The 17,223-nt window shown below is 71.7% G+C and carries 14 protein-coding genes; 6 read left to right on the forward strand and 8 right to left on the reverse strand.

All coding sequences use genetic code 11. From position 1 onward, the window contains the following. Positions 1-35 precede the first annotated feature (35 nt). Entirely contained in the window at positions 36-389 is a 354-nt protein-coding gene (locus ACZ3II_RS18290; RefSeq protein WP_465518832.1) for a winged helix-turn-helix transcriptional regulator, read from the forward strand. Here ACZ3II_RS18290 and ACZ3II_RS18295 read toward each other — a convergent pair. Then, entirely contained in the window at positions 361-1,920 is a 1,560-nt protein-coding gene (locus tag ACZ3II_RS18295; RefSeq protein WP_465518833.1) for a beta-propeller fold lactonase family protein, read from the reverse strand. The genes ACZ3II_RS18290 and ACZ3II_RS18295 overlap by 29 nt on opposite strands. Before the next feature lie 3,375 nt (positions 1,921-5,295). On the opposite strand from ACZ3II_RS18295, the gene ACZ3II_RS18300 reads away from it, so the two are divergent. Both ACZ3II_RS18300 and ACZ3II_RS18305 read left to right on the forward strand, forming a co-directional pair. Next, positions 5,296-6,357: a hypothetical protein gene (locus ACZ3II_RS18300; protein WP_465518834.1), complete on the forward strand. Its 1,062-nt coding sequence runs from the start codon at positions 5,296-5,298 to the stop codon at positions 6,355-6,357. A 169-nt stretch (positions 6,358-6,526) separates the two neighbouring features. Next, positions 6,527-7,648 (forward strand): hypothetical protein, encoded by a 1,122-nt coding sequence (locus ACZ3II_RS18305; RefSeq protein WP_465518835.1) that lies wholly within the window; start codon positions 6,527-6,529, stop codon positions 7,646-7,648. A gap of 192 nt (positions 7,649-7,840) precedes the next feature. Here ACZ3II_RS18305 and ACZ3II_RS18310 read toward each other — a convergent pair whose 3' ends face one another. The 3 genes from ACZ3II_RS18310 to ACZ3II_RS18320 form a co-directional block, all read right to left on the reverse strand. Further along, positions 7,841-8,077: a hypothetical protein gene (locus ACZ3II_RS18310; RefSeq protein WP_465518836.1), complete on the reverse strand. Its 237-nt coding sequence runs from the start codon at positions 8,075-8,077 to the stop codon at positions 7,841-7,843. Positions 8,078-8,237: 160 nt separating this feature from the next. Next, positions 8,238-9,509 (reverse strand): helix-hairpin-helix domain-containing protein, encoded by a 1,272-nt coding sequence (locus tag ACZ3II_RS18315; protein ID WP_465518837.1) that lies wholly within the window; start codon positions 9,507-9,509, stop codon positions 8,238-8,240. A 219-nt stretch (positions 9,510-9,728) separates the two neighbouring features. Beyond that, positions 9,729-11,093, reverse strand: a complete 1,365-nt coding sequence (locus tag ACZ3II_RS18320; RefSeq protein ID WP_465518838.1) for an APC family permease — start codon at positions 11,091-11,093, stop codon at positions 9,729-9,731. 59 nt (positions 11,094-11,152) lie between these two features. Between ACZ3II_RS18320 and ACZ3II_RS18325 the strand changes: the two genes are divergently transcribed. Next, a complete protein-coding gene (locus tag ACZ3II_RS18325; RefSeq protein WP_465518839.1) occupies positions 11,153-11,569 on the forward strand; it encodes a universal stress protein in 417 nt (138 codons plus the stop codon). A gap of 13 nt (positions 11,570-11,582) precedes the next feature. Here the strand turns inward: ACZ3II_RS18325 and ACZ3II_RS18330 are convergent, their stop codons facing one another. The 3 genes from ACZ3II_RS18330 to ACZ3II_RS18340 all read right to left on the reverse strand — a co-directional run bounded on the left by ACZ3II_RS18330 (position 11,583) and on the right by ACZ3II_RS18340 (position 14,890). Continuing rightward, positions 11,583-13,433, reverse strand: coding sequence for an adenylyl cyclase (locus ACZ3II_RS18330; protein WP_465518840.1), 1,851 nt, complete (start codon positions 13,431-13,433; stop codon positions 11,583-11,585). 159 nt (positions 13,434-13,592) lie between these two features. Then, positions 13,593-14,342, reverse strand: a complete 750-nt coding sequence (locus ACZ3II_RS18335) for a class F sortase (protein ID WP_465518841.1) — start codon at positions 14,340-14,342, stop codon at positions 13,593-13,595. A gap of 8 nt (positions 14,343-14,350) precedes the next feature. Next, on the reverse strand, positions 14,351-14,890 hold the full coding sequence (locus ACZ3II_RS18340) for a hypothetical protein (RefSeq protein ID WP_465518842.1): 540 nt from the start codon (positions 14,888-14,890) through the stop codon (positions 14,351-14,353). A 137-nt stretch (positions 14,891-15,027) separates the two neighbouring features. Between ACZ3II_RS18340 and ACZ3II_RS18345 the strand changes: the two genes are divergently transcribed. Both ACZ3II_RS18345 and ACZ3II_RS18350 read left to right on the forward strand, forming a co-directional pair. Beyond that, positions 15,028-15,900, forward strand: a complete 873-nt coding sequence (locus tag ACZ3II_RS18345; protein ID WP_465518843.1) for an ABC transporter ATP-binding protein — start codon at positions 15,028-15,030, stop codon at positions 15,898-15,900. Further along, positions 15,897-16,499 (forward strand): hypothetical protein, encoded by a 603-nt coding sequence (locus ACZ3II_RS18350; RefSeq protein ID WP_465518844.1) that lies wholly within the window; start codon positions 15,897-15,899, stop codon positions 16,497-16,499. The genes ACZ3II_RS18345 and ACZ3II_RS18350 overlap by 4 nt, the downstream gene beginning before the upstream one ends. 183 nt (positions 16,500-16,682) lie before the next feature. On the opposite strand, the gene ACZ3II_RS18355 is transcribed toward ACZ3II_RS18350, so the two are convergent. Continuing rightward, positions 16,683-17,117 carry a DUF2510 domain-containing protein gene (locus ACZ3II_RS18355; RefSeq protein ID WP_465518845.1) on the reverse strand — a complete coding sequence of 145 codons (435 nt, stop codon included), beginning with the start codon at positions 17,115-17,117 and terminating at the stop codon, positions 16,683-16,685. Between the last annotated feature and the right edge of the window lie 106 nt (positions 17,118-17,223).

Genomic DNA, 17,223 nt, shown 5'->3' on the forward strand with positions numbered 1-17,223 from the left:
GTTACCGCAACGATACCGGCGCTAGCCTGGGCTTCGTGACCGCCCTTCGACCGGACATGTTCGCCCCCGAGTGCCCGACCCGGCAGGTGCCGTTGCGGGTCGGCGACAAGTGGACGTCGATGATCGTGCTGTGCCTGGAGGACGGCCCGCGCCGGTTCGGCGAGCTGCTCGTGCCGTTGCGCGGCATCACCCGCAAGGTGCTCGCCGAGACGCTGCGGGCGATGGAACGCGACGGCATGGTGACCCGCACGGAGTACCCCGCCAACCCGCCCCACGTCGAGTACGAGTTGACCCCGCTCGGCCGCAGCCTGCTCACCCTGATCGACGCGGCCCGCGCCTGGTGCCGGGAATTCCTTCCCCCTACTTCTCCGTCGTCCGCAGAACCGTGACCGTCTTCCCCCGCCCGTCCGTCACGTAGAGCCGCAACCCGTCCGGGGAGATAGCGTTCACCCGGGGGCTGTCCCCGACAGCGACCGTCGACACCACCTTGCCGGTGTTCAGGTCGATCACCGACATGTTGTCGGAGCCCTCGTTCACCACGTACGCGTGCCTGCCGTCCGAGGAGATCATCACCGCCTGCGGCTCCCGGCCCACGTTCACCTTGTGGATCAGCCGCTGGTCGCCGGTGTCGTACACCTCCACGGTGTCCAGGTCGTAGTTCGTCGCCACCAGCTTCGCGCCGTCCGGTGTCACCGCCAGCGCGTGCGGCGACTTGCCGACCTTGAAGTTCTTCAGGACGAGGCGGTCCGCCACGTTCACCACCGAGATCTGACTCGACTCGTGGTTGGCGGTGAAAGCGGTCTTCCCGTCCGGGGTGAACGCGATCCAGTGCGGGTTCGGCGGCACCGAGATCCGGCCCGCCTCGGTCAGCGACTTGTCGTCGTAGATCTCCACCCGCGCCCCGTTGTGGATCGGCAGCCACACCTTCCCGTCCGGCGCCACCGCCGGCTCGAACGGCCGCGGCCCGGTCCGGATCGTCTTCAACAGCGTCCGGTTCGCCGTGTCGATCACCGCGAGCCCGTTCCCGGTGAAGTCACTCTCGAACAGCGACACGTACAACCGGCCACCGTCCGCCGACAACGCCAGGAACCGCGGCGTGTTCGGCACCTTCACCACCTGGATCTGCTTGCTCGCCACATCGACGACGTGCACATCCTTGGAACTCTGATCCGCCACGTAGATCGTTTTGTTGTCCGGCGAGACCGCCACACCCTCCGGCTCCTGCCCGAGCCCGATCCGCCCCACCACCACCGGCGTCGCCAGACTCGCCGGCGGCGGCTCCGCGGTCCCGGCCGGCTCGGTCGCGGGCCCGCTCGGCGCCTGCCCACCGGTCTGCCCCGGCGCCGGCTGGGTCGCTGCGGTCTGCGTGGGGGCGGCTTCCGGATCGTCGCCGGCCAGCGCGTACCGCACCCCGGCGTACGCCCCGCCACCCAACAGGATCAGGGCCACGACAACTCCGCTCACCAGGGCGAGGCGGCGACGTCCCGCTTTTTCTTGGGGGTACGGGTAACCGCCCGCCCCACCTTCACCCGGCGGCGGATACCCGTCCCCGCTCCCATAGCCGCCTTGCCCCGGTCCGGTCTGGTAGCCGCCCTGCCCGTGGCCGGTCTGGTAGCCGCCCTGCCCGGTCCCTGTTTGATATCCGCCCTGCCCGGGGCTGGTCGGATAGCCGGTCTGTCCCGGCCCCGCGTGGTACCCGGTCTGATCGCCGGCCGACGGGTAACCCGTTCCGCCCGAACCCAGCGGATACGTCGTGTCAGCCGGCCCACCCGGATAACCGCCACCTGCCGCCGGATGCCCGGGCGCGTCCGGCGAGTAGAACCCCGTCCTGCCCTGCCCGTCACCCGGTCGTCCACTCACCGGCCAGGTGTTCTCCTCCGGCCCACTGCCCGGCCACGGGCTCGCGGGCTGCCCGCTCACCGGCGGAATGTTCTCGGTCTGCCCACCGCCCGGCCACGGCGCCGCGGCGTGCCCGCTGGCCGGCCACGGTGCCGCCGCCGGCCCACTGCCCGGCCACGGTGCCGCCGCCGGCCCACTGCCCGGCCATGGGCCCGCGGGCTGCCCGCTGACCGGCGGCAGGCTCTCGGTCTGTCCGTCTCCCGGCCACGGTGCCGCGGGCTGCCCACTGGCCGGCGGGCTGTTCTGGGCTTGCCCGCCGCCCGGCCACACCCCCGCAGGTTGCCCAGTGACCGGCGGGATGTTCTCGGTCCGCCCGTTGCCCGGCCATGCTCCTGCGGGTTGGCCGCTGACCGGCGGGATGTTCTCGGTCTGCCCGTTGCCCGGCCATGCGCCCGTGGGCTGCCCGCTGGCTGGTGGTGTGCCACCGCCCTGTTCGGTCCCCGGCCATGCGCCTACGGGCGACCCGGCCGACGGGTTCGTGTCGGCCCCGGGGTTTCCGGTTGCCGGGTTCGTGTCCGCGGTCTGTCCGCGTGCCGGCCGCGCGCCGGTTGCGGTTGCCGGATCCGCGCCTGGAGTCGTGTCGCCGGACGGCCATGAACCCGCCGGTCGTCCGTCTGCCTGCCGCGGGCCGCCGGGTTGTCCCGGGCCGGGCCGGTCGTCCCGGCTCTGGGCCCACGGGTCCGTTCCCGGCCAGGCGGCCGGTGATCCGGACCGTACCCCGGCAGTTCCTTGCTCGCCGAATCCCCGAATGCCCTGACCCGGCTGTCCGCCCTGGTCCTGGCCATCCGGACGGCCGGCTGCGGGGGTGGTGCCCGGTGCTGTCGAACCTTGTTGTGACCATGCGGGACCCGTACCACCGGATCCTGGTTCGGCTGTCCCGTTCGTCCCGCCTTGTTCCGGCTTCCGCGGCCACGGAACACCATGAACCGGTCCGCTCTGCTCGGGGGCCGAGCCGGTACGTGGCGCCCCGGACGTCGGCCCCGGGTCTGAGACACCCGGCCACGGACCGGCCGCACCCGAAGCCGCCGGAGAGGCAGCCCACGGTCCACTCGGCCGTGCAGACCCCCATCCGCCCGAGCCCGCTCCCGCACCGGACCGGGTTCCCCAGCCGGTGTCCTCAGCGCCGCTGGCGTCTCCGTCGCGCCCTCCACCGCGGGGATCGTGCTCCCCCGCGCGCCCTTCATCACCGGAGGCCGGATCGGTGTCGTGCCCTTCACCTCTCGCAGCGGGATCCATGTCGTCCCCTTCACCGTGGTGGGAAGCGGAATCCCTACCGTGCCCGGCGTCGCCCCCCGGTCCGCCGGCGCTCGATCCGGGATCGCTGCCGGATCCCCCGCCTTCGCCGGTGGTTCCGGAACCCCGGTCGGCACCGGTGTCGCGGGACTCCGCCGGGCCACGAAGAGCACCGAAGCTCAAACTGCGTCCGACGTGACCCCCGGCACCCGAAGTCGCTGTGGGCCCGGTGCCCGCTCCCGACACCGCCGTAGGGTCGCCGCCCCCTATGGCGCTCGCACCCGCCGCCACAGCGCCGGTCACCAGAGCGGGGTCGTTCTCCACGATCCTGTCCTGCCCTGGTACCGCCTGCTCCTCCCGCGGCGTGAGCCCGACCCATTCGTCAGCGGGCTGCCGCGGCGAGGGAATCGACAATCCGTTGCCGGCCGAAACGCCGGACGTCCCCACGGTCTCACCTTCGCCGGGCGTGTCGTCGTCGATCCACGAAGCGGCCCGGGCTTGTTCTGCCTTCGTCACTTCAGCGGCACCGGTCGCCGCATCAGCGTGACCAAGTGCCGATTCACCACTGCGCTCAGCTTCGGGGCGCTGGGACCGGTCCCCGCCGCTCAGGGCACCGACCGGGGACGCGTCGTCTTCGGCTACCGCGTTGTCCGCGACGGCATCCCCGTGACTCGTCCCATCGGCTTGCTCCCGTTCGGTGTCATCGGTTTGCCGGGCATCCCGCCCGCCGGCGACATATCCGCCCGCACCAGACGCCTTTACGCGCTCGGCGCGTGTATCCGCCGCGTCACCCTTCCCAGTGCTATCACTGCTGCTGGTAGCACCGGGGCTCGTGTCGGCGGGTGGCGCACTGCCGACACCGGGACCGGCTCCAAGGACCGGCTGATCAACGGCGTCACCCGTGGCAATCTTGTCGCCGATTCCGGGAGTGTCGCCCGGAGCCGGCGTGCCGGAGGCCGGTCCGGTCGCCGTTGGCCCGGCTGAGCCGTCGTCGGAGGACCTCACGGACGCTGCGTTCGCCTCCACCGCCGAACCTGCGGACTCCGCCTCCACCGGCTCGGCGGCGCGTGCCGGATGCGCGATGTTCGGCCCCGCGCTCGCGGGAGTGGTGGCCGCTGCGGTGGGATCCTCGCGGGGCACGGTCGGCAGTTCTCCGGCGCCGGACAGCGGAACACTCCCGCGGACAGTTGCCTTTGGCGCGATCAGCGGATCGCCCGGTTGATCCGTCGGGCTTGCCGCGATACCCGCGGACCCCTCGCGGCCACTGTCGGCAGTGCCGACCTCAGCGTCCGTGGGTGTGGATGACAGTCCACCCGAAGGCCTGTCTACGGCCGCCCGAACACCCGCTGCACCGTCTGCCGGAGACCGTTGCGGTTCGCCAGATGTGCCCTCGACCGGTGCCCACGACGGCGTAGTGGGCGCTGTGCTCGGGGTCCCGGCAGGCGGCGGTGTCGGTGGCACAGCGGTGGGCGGTGCGCTCGCGGTTTCCGCAACCTGCATTTCCGCTAGGTCCGGCAAGGCGGATGCGGTCAGCGGCTCCCCGGCCTTCGGCGGCGACGTTTCGGCCGGTGCCGAAGGCCTGTTGGCCGGATGCTGCGAGGCAGGCGGCCCACTGACGGGAGCCCACGGCGAAGCGCCGGCGGCCGGCGTGCCGACCCTGGCCCGGGCGGGGTCGGCCGGGTTGAAGGTGGGAGACGGCGGGGCGCTGGGGGGCTGGGGAGGTGCTCCGGCCGTACCGGAAGATGCGTCTGCCGTCGGCGAAGCGGCGGTGGGCTCCGGTCGTTGCCGTGCGGCGTCCTGCCAGCCGGCGCCTGCCGGCGTCGTGCTCTCGCCCGGCCATGACGGTGACTCGTCCGGCCACGCCTCGGCCTCGGACGGAGTCTCCCCAGGCCAGAGGGCACCCGGCCAGCCGGCCGGTGCGACGGGTGAGCCCGGGATCGGCGGACCGCCGGAGGCCGGTTGTGCCGGAGACGGAGCGGAAGGCGGGGAGGACCCGGGCGGCGGGCTGCCGTTTCCCGTCGCCGGAGTCCAGGCGTCGGCGGTGACCTCACCGGTCACGGTGAGGCCGGCGGTTCCGGCGGGCCCGTCGATGGTGACCGTGCCGTCCAGCCGGCCCGTGGTCGGGAACCAGGCGACACGCAGCACGTTCCCGTCGAGGCGGGCGTGCAGGCCCGGTACGGACGTGGTCACCGTGGACGTGGTGATCAGCGGCGGCCCCTGAACGGCGACGTCCGCGGTCACCTGCCGGCTACCGGGAGCGACGCTGCCGAAGGTGACGGCAGGTTCAGCGAGGCGTACGGACGTGCGGCGCAGCGCGGCGGAAGCGGCGGCCGCCACCCGGCCCTCACCGAGGGCGAGACCGTGCAGGGTCTGGCGGGCTTCGGCGGCGCGGGGCAGGTCGCTGCCGGCGGCGGCGACGGCCAGTTGCGCGATGAGCGTCATCTGGTCGCTGCCGGGGCGGCGGATCCGGGACAGCCACGGCTGCCGGCCGGAGCCGAACACCCACTGGCGGGCGCTCGGGTCCCGTTCGCGCAGGTGGTCGTAGAGTTCGCTGATGCCGATCCAACCGTCGCGGTCGCGGTCGGCGGCGCCGCTGGTCACGCCGTCGGCGATGAGGCCGGCGAAGGTGGGCGGTTCGAGCCGGGCGGTCGAGGCGATCACGACCCGGCTCTGCCACTCGGCGGACCGGGCCGCCCGGAATTGGTGACCGGCGTCGACGGGGCCGCCGGTCCTGCCGTCCAGCAGCACCACGGCCTGACCCGCCCGGGACCGTTGCATGAGGGCGGCCATCTGCGCGACGTCCAGCGCGGTGTCCGCAGGACGGCCCATCATCGTGTCCGCGACGGCCAGGTGGAGACTGCCGCCGGGCCCGGTCAGCATCACGCCGCGGAAGTAGAAGAGGACACAGTCCTCCTGGTCGCGCCCCTCGAACAGGGACCCGACCCGGGCCTGCGCCTCCTGCGCCCCGGGATCTCGCAGGAACGTCACGTCGAACCCGCCGAGCGTCTGATCCCCGAGCACGTCCACGAACGCCGGAACATCCGCCGACGGCACCGCGAACCTGCGCAACACGGGGTCCTCGTGCTGCTCGACGCTAATGACCACTGCCAGTCGTCGACCGCTCATCGAATGCATCACCCGTCATCCATGGTGCGATGCCGAGGCGCGACACGAAACCCCGTGACGATTACGAAAAGATGCGATTCGACAGCGGAGCGTTGTTGATCTCGAAGTCGTACGGTCTGTCCTGGATCGCGCACATGTCGATCTACCTGCGGTGATGTTGCCCCACCGGTCACGTGGAAGGGCGTCGATCCATGGTGTGCCCGCCGACGTGCCATAGTCACGGCGAAGTCGGCGATTCCACCCGATCCGGTGGTCCTACGATGATCCGATGCCCGTTTCGAGTGATGCCTTCGGCTTCCGTACGGCGCCCTCGGACCACATCGACGTCGACTTCGGCGCCGGCCCCCACCGCATGATCCGTTCCATGGTGGCGCTCAACCTGAGCTCCCTGGTGCCGCCGGAGGGCCCCGTCGACTTCACGCCGCTCGACGAGTTCCCCCAGGGGAAGGCGATCGACTGGTCCGGCCCCGGCAGAGGCCTCGAGAAGGCGCTGGCGACCCGGCCCCGGTTCCGTTTCGTGCACTGGCGTAGCCCGGCCGGCGACATCGACCTCTCCGGAAGCGGTGTCGAGGATCTGCGGATGTTCGACTGCGCCGGGGTGAGAAGCCTGCGGCTGCCGGAAACGATCAAGACGCTGTTGCTGGACGGCCCGGCCGCTGAACTCCATGTCGAAGCCACCGGCGAGCGGCACGGACTCGACCTTCGTCTCTGGCCGGCCGGCGCCGGCGTGGTGATTCCCGAAGGACTGCTCCAGGCGGAGGGGTTGTCGCTACGGGTCGGTGGTGAGTTCTCCGTGGCGACGTTGTCCGGATTCACCGCGCTGACCGAACTGGAGCTCTCCTTCGGCGGTGAGCCCGGGACGCTCACCGAGGCACACCTGCTCGCCGGTCACCCGTACCTGCGCAGCCTGCAGTTGAACTCGGCCTTCGGCCTCGACCCGGCAACGCTGCCGGACCTGCCCGCGCTGCGGCATCTGCACCTCGACTGGACCAGGAAGAAGATCGCCAAGGCGCTCCGGGCCCGTTTCCGGGACACCGATGTGAAGTTGTGCGTGTCCGGCGCCCTGTCCGATCGCTGGTTGATCGAGCAGCGGGACAACCCGTTCGAGGGGTGGGTGGACTACTCGAAGAAGGCGGCGAAGGCAGCCGGCGCGGCCTACGCCCGGGCCCGGAAGTCGGCGGAGGCCGGCGCCGCCGGGCAGCCGGTGGACGCCGAGCGCGCGCTGCGCCGTTTCATCGCCGACCTCAACGCCATCGACGAGAAGTACGGCGCGATCGACACCGAGGAGCGTGGACAGGTCGTGGACGTCTACGAGGAGCTCGCCGGGCGCTTCCACCTCGACCCGCGGGGTGCGGCGGCTGACTGGCTCGCCGAGGACCGGCGGTTCTGACGGGCTGCAACCGGATTGAACCGGCCCGCCGCTAAGTGGTCCCGCCCGCCGTCCGATCCTGGTGGTGTCCGGCTTGCGGGGTACGCGGCGTCAGCACCGGTCAGGTTCGCCAGCCGTCGCTGAGACACCTCTCGGAGACCGCTGGACAAGCCTGAGCGACGGCTGGCGAACCTGCCTGGGCCACGGCTTCGGTCAGGCGTAGACGTCGAGGAACTGGCCGCTGCGCTGGAACCGGGCCACCTCGGCCGCGTGTGCCGCCACGACCCGTGCCACCTCGGCCTCGGCGTTCGCGACGGCGGCCCGGTCGGCGGTGATGACGCCGGGAGCGGCGGCGGTCGGCATCTGGTCGGTCACGAGCTTGGCGCGGGCGCTCGACAGGCGGCTGTAGGCGGCGTGGGCGTTCCAGGCCGTGGGGGAGGCGACGTTCATGCTGGCTCCTTCGACGATCCGCGTCTTCCGAACGGCCGCATACATCGTCGGGCCGGCTCCCACCTTGCAACTTTTTCAGGTGACCTGGGCGACACCGGTCGCGCCCGGAAAACACTGAGGGCGTGACCTCCGATCGAGGCCACGCCCTTGTGGTGGTGTGTCAGCCGGCCAGCTCGCGGGCGCGCTCCGGCCACGTGGCGAGACTCGCGGAACCGCGCATTCCGGCCGCGTTGATCGCCTGCTTGAGGCTGATGACGTCGGACTCGGCCAGCTTCGCGTAGGTGGTGATGCCGGCCGCGGCCAGCGCGATCGCCACCTTGGGGCCGATGCCCGGAATCCTCGTCAGGTCGTCCGGCTGCTGGACCGGCGCGGGCGTGCCCACGAGGTCCGGCTCCGCGGTGATGACGGCCGGAACCGCGGTGACGGGCTCCGGCGCCGCGACGGGCTCGGGCGCCACGACCGGCTCAGCGGCGGCAACCGGCTCCGGCGCCACGACCGGCTCAGCGGCGGCAACCGGCTCCGGCTCGGCGACCGGGGTCGGCTCGGGGTCGGCGGCGGTGTGCTCGCTGCTCAGGGCCGGCTCGTCCACGACGGCGGCCGGCTCGTCCACGACGGCGGCCGGCTCGTCGATGACGGGGGCCGGCTCGTCGATGACGGCGGCTGCGGGCGCGTCGGCGGGCTTCTCGGCCTCGTCCGCCGGCTCGTCCCCAGCAGTGCCCTCGGTCGCGGCCGGCGTGACGACGGCGTCCACCTCGGCGTCGGCAGGCGCGTCGGTCGACTCCACGACGGCGTCGGCGGGCTGCTCGGTCGCGGTCGCCTCAGCGTCGGCGGGCGCGTCGGTCGCGGTCACTTCAGCGTCGGCGGACGTCTCAGCACGCGTCTCAGCGGAGGTCTCGGCGGGCGTCCCGGTAAGCGCTTCGGTGGCGGGCTCGTCCGACACGACGGGCGAGGCATCGCTGACCGGCGCGGCGACCGGCTCGATCTCGGTCTGCTTCTCCGCGACGGGCTCCGCAACCGGCGAGTCCACGACGACCGGCGAGTCGGCCGGGGCGGACGAGTCGACAGCGACGGGCGAGTCCACGACGACCGGCGAGTCGACCGGGGCGGACGAGTCGGCGGCGACGGGCGAGTCCTCAGTGATCGCCGACGCAGCCGGAGAAGCCGAGGTCAGCGCGGAGGCGTCGGCGAGCGAGCCGTTGGCGGACGGTACGGAGGAGACGGTGTCCACGGGCGAGACCGGAATCGCCGCGGAGGAGCCGGTCTCGGTGGTGGAGCCGGCCGAGGTGGTCGCCGCGATCGTGGCGGGGACGGCCACGGCGGGCGCGGACTCGGTGGCCGGGGTGGTCTCGGCGGCGGGCGCGGCCGTGGTGGCCGGGGTGGCGGAGCCGGAACGGCGTCCCCATACCAGCCAGCCGCCTATCACGCCGATCACGAGCCCGGCGACAAAGTAGAGGAATGATGCCATATCGGGCCTCCGGACAGGAGAGGAGGGTGCATGTGGTAGCGGGCAGCTTTCCACATCCCGTTGAGCTGCCACGACGTGGGTGCCGACCCGTCTCGAACAGCAACGGCGTGGAGACGCGGTGTTCGGTACGAGCCGGCCACGGGGCGTCGCCCGTACCGGAGCAGAAACCCCGCGGGCCGTGCGCGGTCAGCGGTTGATGGCGCCGGGGACGTAGCGGTTGGCGGCGTACGTGAGGGCCCACAGCACCACGCCGATGAGCAGCAGCACTCCGGCGACCCGATAGTCCGCGCCGGCCCGCCCGGACAGCGGGCTGGCCAGGAACGCGCAGGCGATGGCGCCGAGGATCGGGATGACGGTGGGCGCCCGGAAGTGATCGTGTTCGACGCTGTCCTTGCGGAGGACCAGGCAGGCCACGTTGACCACGGTGAACACGCAGAGCAGCAGCAGGGCGGTGGTCCCGCCGAGGGCGGCCAGGTCGGCGAACCAGATCAGGCCGAACGCGATCACGGTGGTGAAGACGATCCCGACCCAGGGGGTACGGCGGGTGCGGTGGACCCGGCCCAGCACGGACGGAAGCACCCGTTCGCGTGCCATGCCGTAGAGCAGGCGGCTGGCCATCATCATGTTGATCAGGGCGGAGTTGGCGACGGCGAACATGGTGATGAACGCGAAGATCCAGAGCGGGAACGCGGGCGCCCCGGCCTCGACCACCTTGAGCAGCGGGGTGTCGCCCTCACCGAGTGCGGCGGGGGCGACCAGGGCGACCGACGAGATCGCCACCAGCACGTAGATCACCCCGGTGATGCAGAGGCCGGTGAACATCACCTTGGGGAAGATCCGGACCGGGTCGCGGGTCTCCTCGGCCATGTTGACCGAGTCCTCGAAGCCGACCATGGCGAAGAAGGCCAGCGCGGTCCCGGCGGTCACCGACAGCGCGATGCTCTCGCCGGGCGCGGTCTGGAAATCGGTGAGCCGGGACAGGTCGCCGTTGCCGCCGCCGAGCGCCCACGCGCCGACGCCGATGACGATCAGCAGGCCGGTCAGCTCCACACAGGTCAGGACCACGTTGGCCTTGACGCTCTCGCCGACGCCGCGGAAGTTGATCAGAGCGACCAGGGTGATGAAGCCGAGCGCGACCGCGGTGAGGGCGAAACCGTCGCCGATCGACAGGTCGAAGGCCTCGCCGAAGTTGCCGGCGAACGCCTTGGACGCGCTGGACGCCGAGGTCAGGCCGGAGCACATCACCGCGAACGTGACCATGAACGTCAGGAAGTGCACCCCGAACGCCTTGTGCGTGTAGAGCGCGGCCCCGGCGGCGCGGGGGTATTTCGTCACGAGTTCCAGATAGCTGAACGCGGTGAGCAGCGCGACCACGAAGGCCAGCAGGAAGGGCAGCCACACCGCGCCGCCGACCTCGTTGGCGACTTTACCGGTCAGCGCGTAGACGCCGGTGCCCAGAATGTCGCCCACCACGAAGAGCAGCAGAAGCGCCGGGCCGATGACCCGGTTGAGAGTGGGCTGCTCGGAGTCGTGCGAGGTCACATCCGCCATGAGTGCTCCCCGGAAAAGGTCCACTGCGGATTAGTGACGTTACCCGTACCTTGGGTGACATGCATATCGTGCTTGCCGCAAACCCCGAGACGGAGCAGCCGTGGGTGACCGACGCGGTGGCCGACCTGGTGCGTCAGACCGGCGGGTCGGTCGCCGTGGTCGCGGTCGACGAACTGGAGACGGAACATCTCTCGCCGCTGCCGCGGGCGGTCTACACCGAGCGGGCGGAGAAGGCGGCGACGCTTGCGGTGGGCCGCTTGGCCGAGGCGGGCATCGAGGCCTCGCGTACGGTCCTCCCGGGCCGCCCCGCCGAGCAGATCATCCGGTTCGCCCAGGATCAGAAGGCCGACCTGATCGTCGCCGGTTCCAGCGCCCGCCCGGTGGTGGCGCAGCGGCTGCTCGGCAGTGTCCCGCTGACCCTGATCGAGAAGGCCGGCCGTCCGGTGCTGGTGGTCACCCGCCCCGTGAACGGGTGACCACCAGCCTCGATCACGGAACGGCGGGGTAATCGGTCACGTAGACCGGCTGGCCCACCTTCGTCATGTCCGCGGCCTCGCCGACGCCGTTGACCACGTGGTCGATGACGCCCGCGCTGAGGTTCACGGTCATGATGTGGTGCAGTTTGACGCCGGGCGTCTTCGGCACCTCGAACCCGTTCTCGGTGTGGATCGACGGGTTGTTCTGGTTGAAGACGTACACGCCCGCGCCGTACAGGTTGTGCTTGCGGACCTTGTCGCCGACCTTGTAACCGGCGTAGCCCTCGACCTTGCCGTTCATCCAGTCGGCCTGCGTCGGCGGGTCGTACGGCAGCTCGTTCTGGTAGAGCACGGTGGTGCCGCGCTCACCGTTCCAGACCGTGTTGTACTTCTGGAAGTGCTCGACGAACAGGCCGGTCGCGGTCACGTCGTCGCCGTTGATCACCGCGCCGTAGCGGCCGGTGTTGGTCTTCCAGCGGTCGGTGTCGCCGTTCACGCCGTTGGTGAAGCCTTCGACGCCGTGGTCGCCGCGCCACACCCAGGTGTGGTCGATCAGCACGTCGTCGCTGTTCACCTCGAGCGCGATGTTCGTCTTGCCGATGTGCGGCCCGCCGACCCGGAAGTAGACGTCGCTGAGCGTGGTCGGGTTGGCGGCGGAGCTGAAGCCGAGGCCGTGCTTCTGGCCGACCCGCAGCAGCACCGGCGACTCCTTGAGGCCGGCGTCGACGGTGACACCGGCGACGATCACGCCGGGCACGTTCGCCACGTCCACCGGGATCGCCCCGTTGACCGCGGTGAGGGTGGCGTGGCCGAGACCGAGCACGACGGTGTTCGGGCGGCGCACCTCGATGCTGCGGGCGATGTCGTAGACGCCCGGGGTGAGCAGCAGGTGCTTACCGAGCGCCAGGTGCAGGTTGATCTTCGACACCGAGTCGCCGGGCTTCGCGACGTAGAAGTCCGACAGCGGCAGGGTGCGGCCGGAGGTGTCGTCCCAGGAGGTGCCGCTGGTGTTGCGCTTCGCGGCCGGGACCCGTACCTGGTACTTGCCCTTGGCGTCGACGAACAGGAACGGCTTCTCCCGGCTGACCGGGGTGGCGTCCAGGGTGGTGTACGGGGTGGCCGGGAAGTCGGCCTCGCTCGGCGCGCCCTTCACACCGGAGAAGACCTGGTTCCAGACGGCGTTGGACCAGCTCTCCACCTCGCTGTCGCGGGTCAGCCACTGCTGCTGCGAGCCGTTGGTGGTGGCCGGCAGCTTCGAGTTCGCGATGAACCCGCCGGAGGCGTACTGCGGGCCCGCCGTGCAGTAGTCCATCAGCGACAGGGTGCCGCCGGTGAACTGGGTGCGGCGCAGCGAGACGGCCTGCGACACGGCCCAGAAGTTGGCGGTCTGCCGGCAGCCGTCCTGACCCGTGCCGTTGATGTTGACGGTCAGGTTGGACAGGGTGCGCCAGAAGTTGACCAGCGCGATGCAGTTCGGGTTGGCCGGGTCGGTGCCGAGGCAGCGGTTGTACGCCTCCACCTTCCCGTTGATCACCACGTCGCCCGGCTTCGCGCCGAGACCGGTGATCTCCGTGTAGTACCCGACCTTGATCTGCAGCGGCTGCTCTGCCGTGCCGTAGGTGCCGGGCTTGAACAGGTACGCGTACCGGGCCGTGCCCATCTCGTTGTCGACCTGCTTGGCGTAGGTCGCGTCGAGGGTCGCCTGGATCTGCGCGACGGGCATGCTCGGGTCGAAGACGGTGACGTTGGAGCCGAGGCTGGGCGTGCCGGCCGCGCCGTGCGCCGAAGCCGGCAGGCCCGGGGCGGCGGCGAGCGCGAGCCCGAGGGCGATGGCCGGCGCAGCGGACCGGCGGAGTCTCGTCATGCGGAGGGGTTCCTTCCGTAACAAGATCGCAATGATGCCCGTCACAGAATCAACCGTCGAACCACCATGTCAAGCAGACCTGTCGGGCATGAGAGTTCTTATCCGGACCAACCCCTCGGGTTCCGGAACCAAACTGACCGAAAAGCCGGTCGGAACCGGTTACGTAACCGGGTCCGCGAACACCACGACGTTGCTCCGGTAGCTGCCCTCACCCCGATCGAAGACCCCGCCGCACGTGATCAGCCGGAGCCCCGGGTGATCCAGTGGGGTGTAGACGTCCTCGCTCGGGAAGTCGTGCTTCGGGTACACCGCGACCCGGGTCACCCGGAAGCGGGCGACGGAACGGTCGGTACGGCGTACCGCGACCGCATCGCCCACCTTGATCTCGCGCAACCGGTAGAAGACCGCCGGGCCGTCCCGCGCCGAATCCACGTGCCCCGCCAGCACCGACGCGCCCACCTCGCCCGGGGTGGGGGAGTGCCGGTACCAGCCGGCCGGCGCGTCCCCCCGCAGCGGCGGGACCTCCAGGGTGCCGTCGTCACGCAGCCCGAGCGGCATGATCGCGGTATCCACGCCGATCGAGGGGATCTGCAGCCGTACCGGCGCCGAGGCCCTCATCCCGGCCGGCTTCCGCGCGGCAGGCGATGTGACCGCGGCCTTCGAGGGGGCGGCCGGCGACGTGGGAGCCGGGGAGCCGGCCGCCTGCGACGTGGCGGCCGGGGGAGGAGCGCTCGGCGGCGCGGCCGTCAGAGCCGCCGGTGCCGGCATCTCGTCCTCGGTACGCAGGCCGAGAGCGATGGTCAGGCCGCCCAGCAGCGCGAGCACCACGGCGACCGCGGCCGCCCGGCGATCCCGGATCCGCGGCGGCGGAAGGACCGGCGTCATCCGGCGGTCGTCGATGGCGGGCATGTCGCGGTTCAGCGGTGGTGCAGGGGCTTGCGCAGCGCGTACGCTCCCGCGCCGGCCGCCGCGATCAACAGGAACCCGCCCGTCACCAGCAGCGCCACCCGCTGCCCGGAGACCAGGCCGCCACCACCGGCGTCGACGCCACCGGACGGGGTCGGCGACCGGACCGGCGTGGTCTCCGGGGTCGTGGTCTCCTCCGTCGGGCCGCCGCCCGGACCACCGCCGCCGGGCCCGCCGTCGCCCGTCCCCGGGCTGACGCTGCCGGGCCCACCGCCCGGTCCACCGCCGCCGGGTCCACTCCCGCCGGGTCCACCGCCGCCGGGGGACGTGCCCGGGCTGGGTGATCCGGGCTCGCCGGGGAGGTAGTCCGGCTGGCTCGGCGCGCTGCTGCTCGGCCCACCCGCCGTCGGAGGCGGGTCGTTGCGGTTCGTGCAGTACGCCAGCGTCGACAACAGCAGGATGATCGCCAGCAGCAATCCCGCCCCGACGGCGATCAGCCGGTTCCGGCGTGCGTCCGAGGCGCGGTGCGCTGGGGAGCCCTCAGCCGTCATGGTGTCCTTCCACCGAACGGAGACCCGTGGTGGGACAGGTTAGTGCGCGCAGCGTACGCGCGCATCCATCTATCCGTGATCGGACACTTCGGACGGACCGTGACAGGCCTTGACGCGGCCGTGCAGAATGCCCCGCGATGATCGAGATCAGGGAACTGACGAAGACCTACGGCAGGGTGGACGCCGTCCGGGACGTGACGTTCACCGCCGCGCCGGGGCGGGTCACCGGACTGCTCGGCCTCAACGGCTCCGGCAAGAGCACCACCCTGCGGATCCTGCTCGGCCTGGCGAGACCCACCCGCGGCGCGGCGCTGATCAACGGCCGGCGGTACCGCGACCTCGACCACCCGGTCCGGCACGTCGGGGCGGTGATCGAGCAGGGCCTGAGCCATCCCGGCCAGTCCGGGTACGCCCACCTCGTCACTCAGGCCATGCTCGGCGGCTTCCCCCGCGAGCGGGTCGGCCGGCTGCTGGAGTACGTGGGCCTGGAGGACGCGGCCACCAAACGGACCGGCGACTACTCGCTCGGCATGCGCCAGCGGCTCGCGGTGGCGACGGCGCTGCTCGGTGAGCCGTCGGTGCTGGTGCTGGACGAGCCGGCGAACGGCCTCGACCCGCCGGGCATGGCCTGGTTACGGGAGTTGCTGCGGGCCCACGCGGCGAACGGCGGCACGGTGCTGATCTCCAGTCATCTGCTCGCCGAGCTTGAGCACCTCGTCGACGACGTGGTGATCATCGGGCAGGGCCGGATCCTGGCCTCCGGCACCCCGGCCGAACTGGCCGGCACGGTGCGGCTGCGGGTGCGCGGCGGTGACCCGGACCGGCTGGCGGCGGCGTTCGAGCGGCACGGCGCGGCCGTCGCGGTGGACGGCCCGGCACTGATGGTCTCCGGGCTGACCCCGGAGCAGGCCGGCGACATCGCGCTGGCCGCGCAGGTCGCGGTCTACGAGCTGGTGGCCGAGGCCCGGCATCTGGAGGACATCTTCATGAGCGTGGCGGAGGGCCGATGATCGCCGTCGTACGCAGCGAGCTGTACCGCAGCGTGAGCATCCGGTCGTCGTGGCTGGCGCTGATCGGGTACACCTTCATGGCCGCGCTGTTCGGCTGGTTCAGCAAGGAGGCCTGGTCACTGTTCGCCGGGCTGGGCGCCTTCGGGATCGCGGTGACCGTGACCGCGCAGCACTACCAGCACCGGACCATGGTGCTGGTGCTGCTGAACCAGCCGCACCGCTGGCGGGTGCTCGTCGCGCAGTGCCTGTCGGCGGCGGTGTACGGCATCGTGCTGGCGGCCGTCAGCGGGGTGCCGGTGCTGGTCGGCGAGAGTGCCGCGCACTACCGGTCGACGGTGCTGGTGGCTCCGGTGATGGCGGTGTTCGGCACGTTGTGCACGACCGTGGTCCGGCACCCGATGTGGCTGCTGGGCGGCGTGTTCGCGTGGCTGCTGTTCGCCGAGGGGCTGATCAACCGGATGGACAACGGGCTGCCGTTCGCGGCGTTCGCGCTCGCCTCCGGCGGCAACGTCAAGGGTTTGACGGTGCTGCTCGGCTGGACGGCGGCGGCGATTCCGGTCGCCCTCTGGGCCATCTGCCGCGACCTGTCCACCGACTGAAACCCCAACCCCAGCGTGTGGAGTTCGGCCGTCATGTGCGCCTCAATTCCACACGCTGGGTCTTGCTTTCAGCGTGTGGAGTTCGGCCGTCATGTGCGCCTCAATTCCACACGCTGGGTCTTGCTTTCAGCGTGTGGAGTTCGGCCGCTATGTGCGCCGCAACTCCACACGCTGAAGTGGGGGTCAGCGGAGCAGGATGAACGCGGTCAGAGCCAGGACCAGGGCGGCGATGACGGCCAGGACGACCGGGCCGGCGACCCGCCGCCACGCCGCGTGCCCGTCCGGGGCGGCGGCGACCGGCAGCGGCGTCGCGAGGGCGAGCGGTTCGGAGAACGCGTCGACCGGCCGCATCGTGGAGGGGCCGGTCGGTGTCCCGGGCTGCGGCGCTAGGGTGAACTGCCGGGCCGGCGGCCCCGCGTGCTGGCTCACGTAAAGCGGCGGGACGGTGTGCGGGCCCGGAACTGCCGGGCCGCTCGGCGGGACCGGCGGGAAGTAGCCGTTCGGCGGCGGGGTCGGGGGGCCGCCCGGCTGGATGTGGTCGGTCCACTGCCTGCCGTCCCACCAGCGTCGCGCCGGCAGGCCGCTCGGATCGGCATACCATCCGGCGGGCTGCGTCATGGGCGTGCTCCTTCGTCGGCCGGGGCGGGGACTGTGGTGCCTGATCGGCCGGGCACGCGTGAAGCTGAGGGTTCCCGCCCGCCGGGGCTGAATCGGCGGGCGGGAC

The organism is Actinoplanes sp. NPDC019969, from assembly GCF_055562375.1.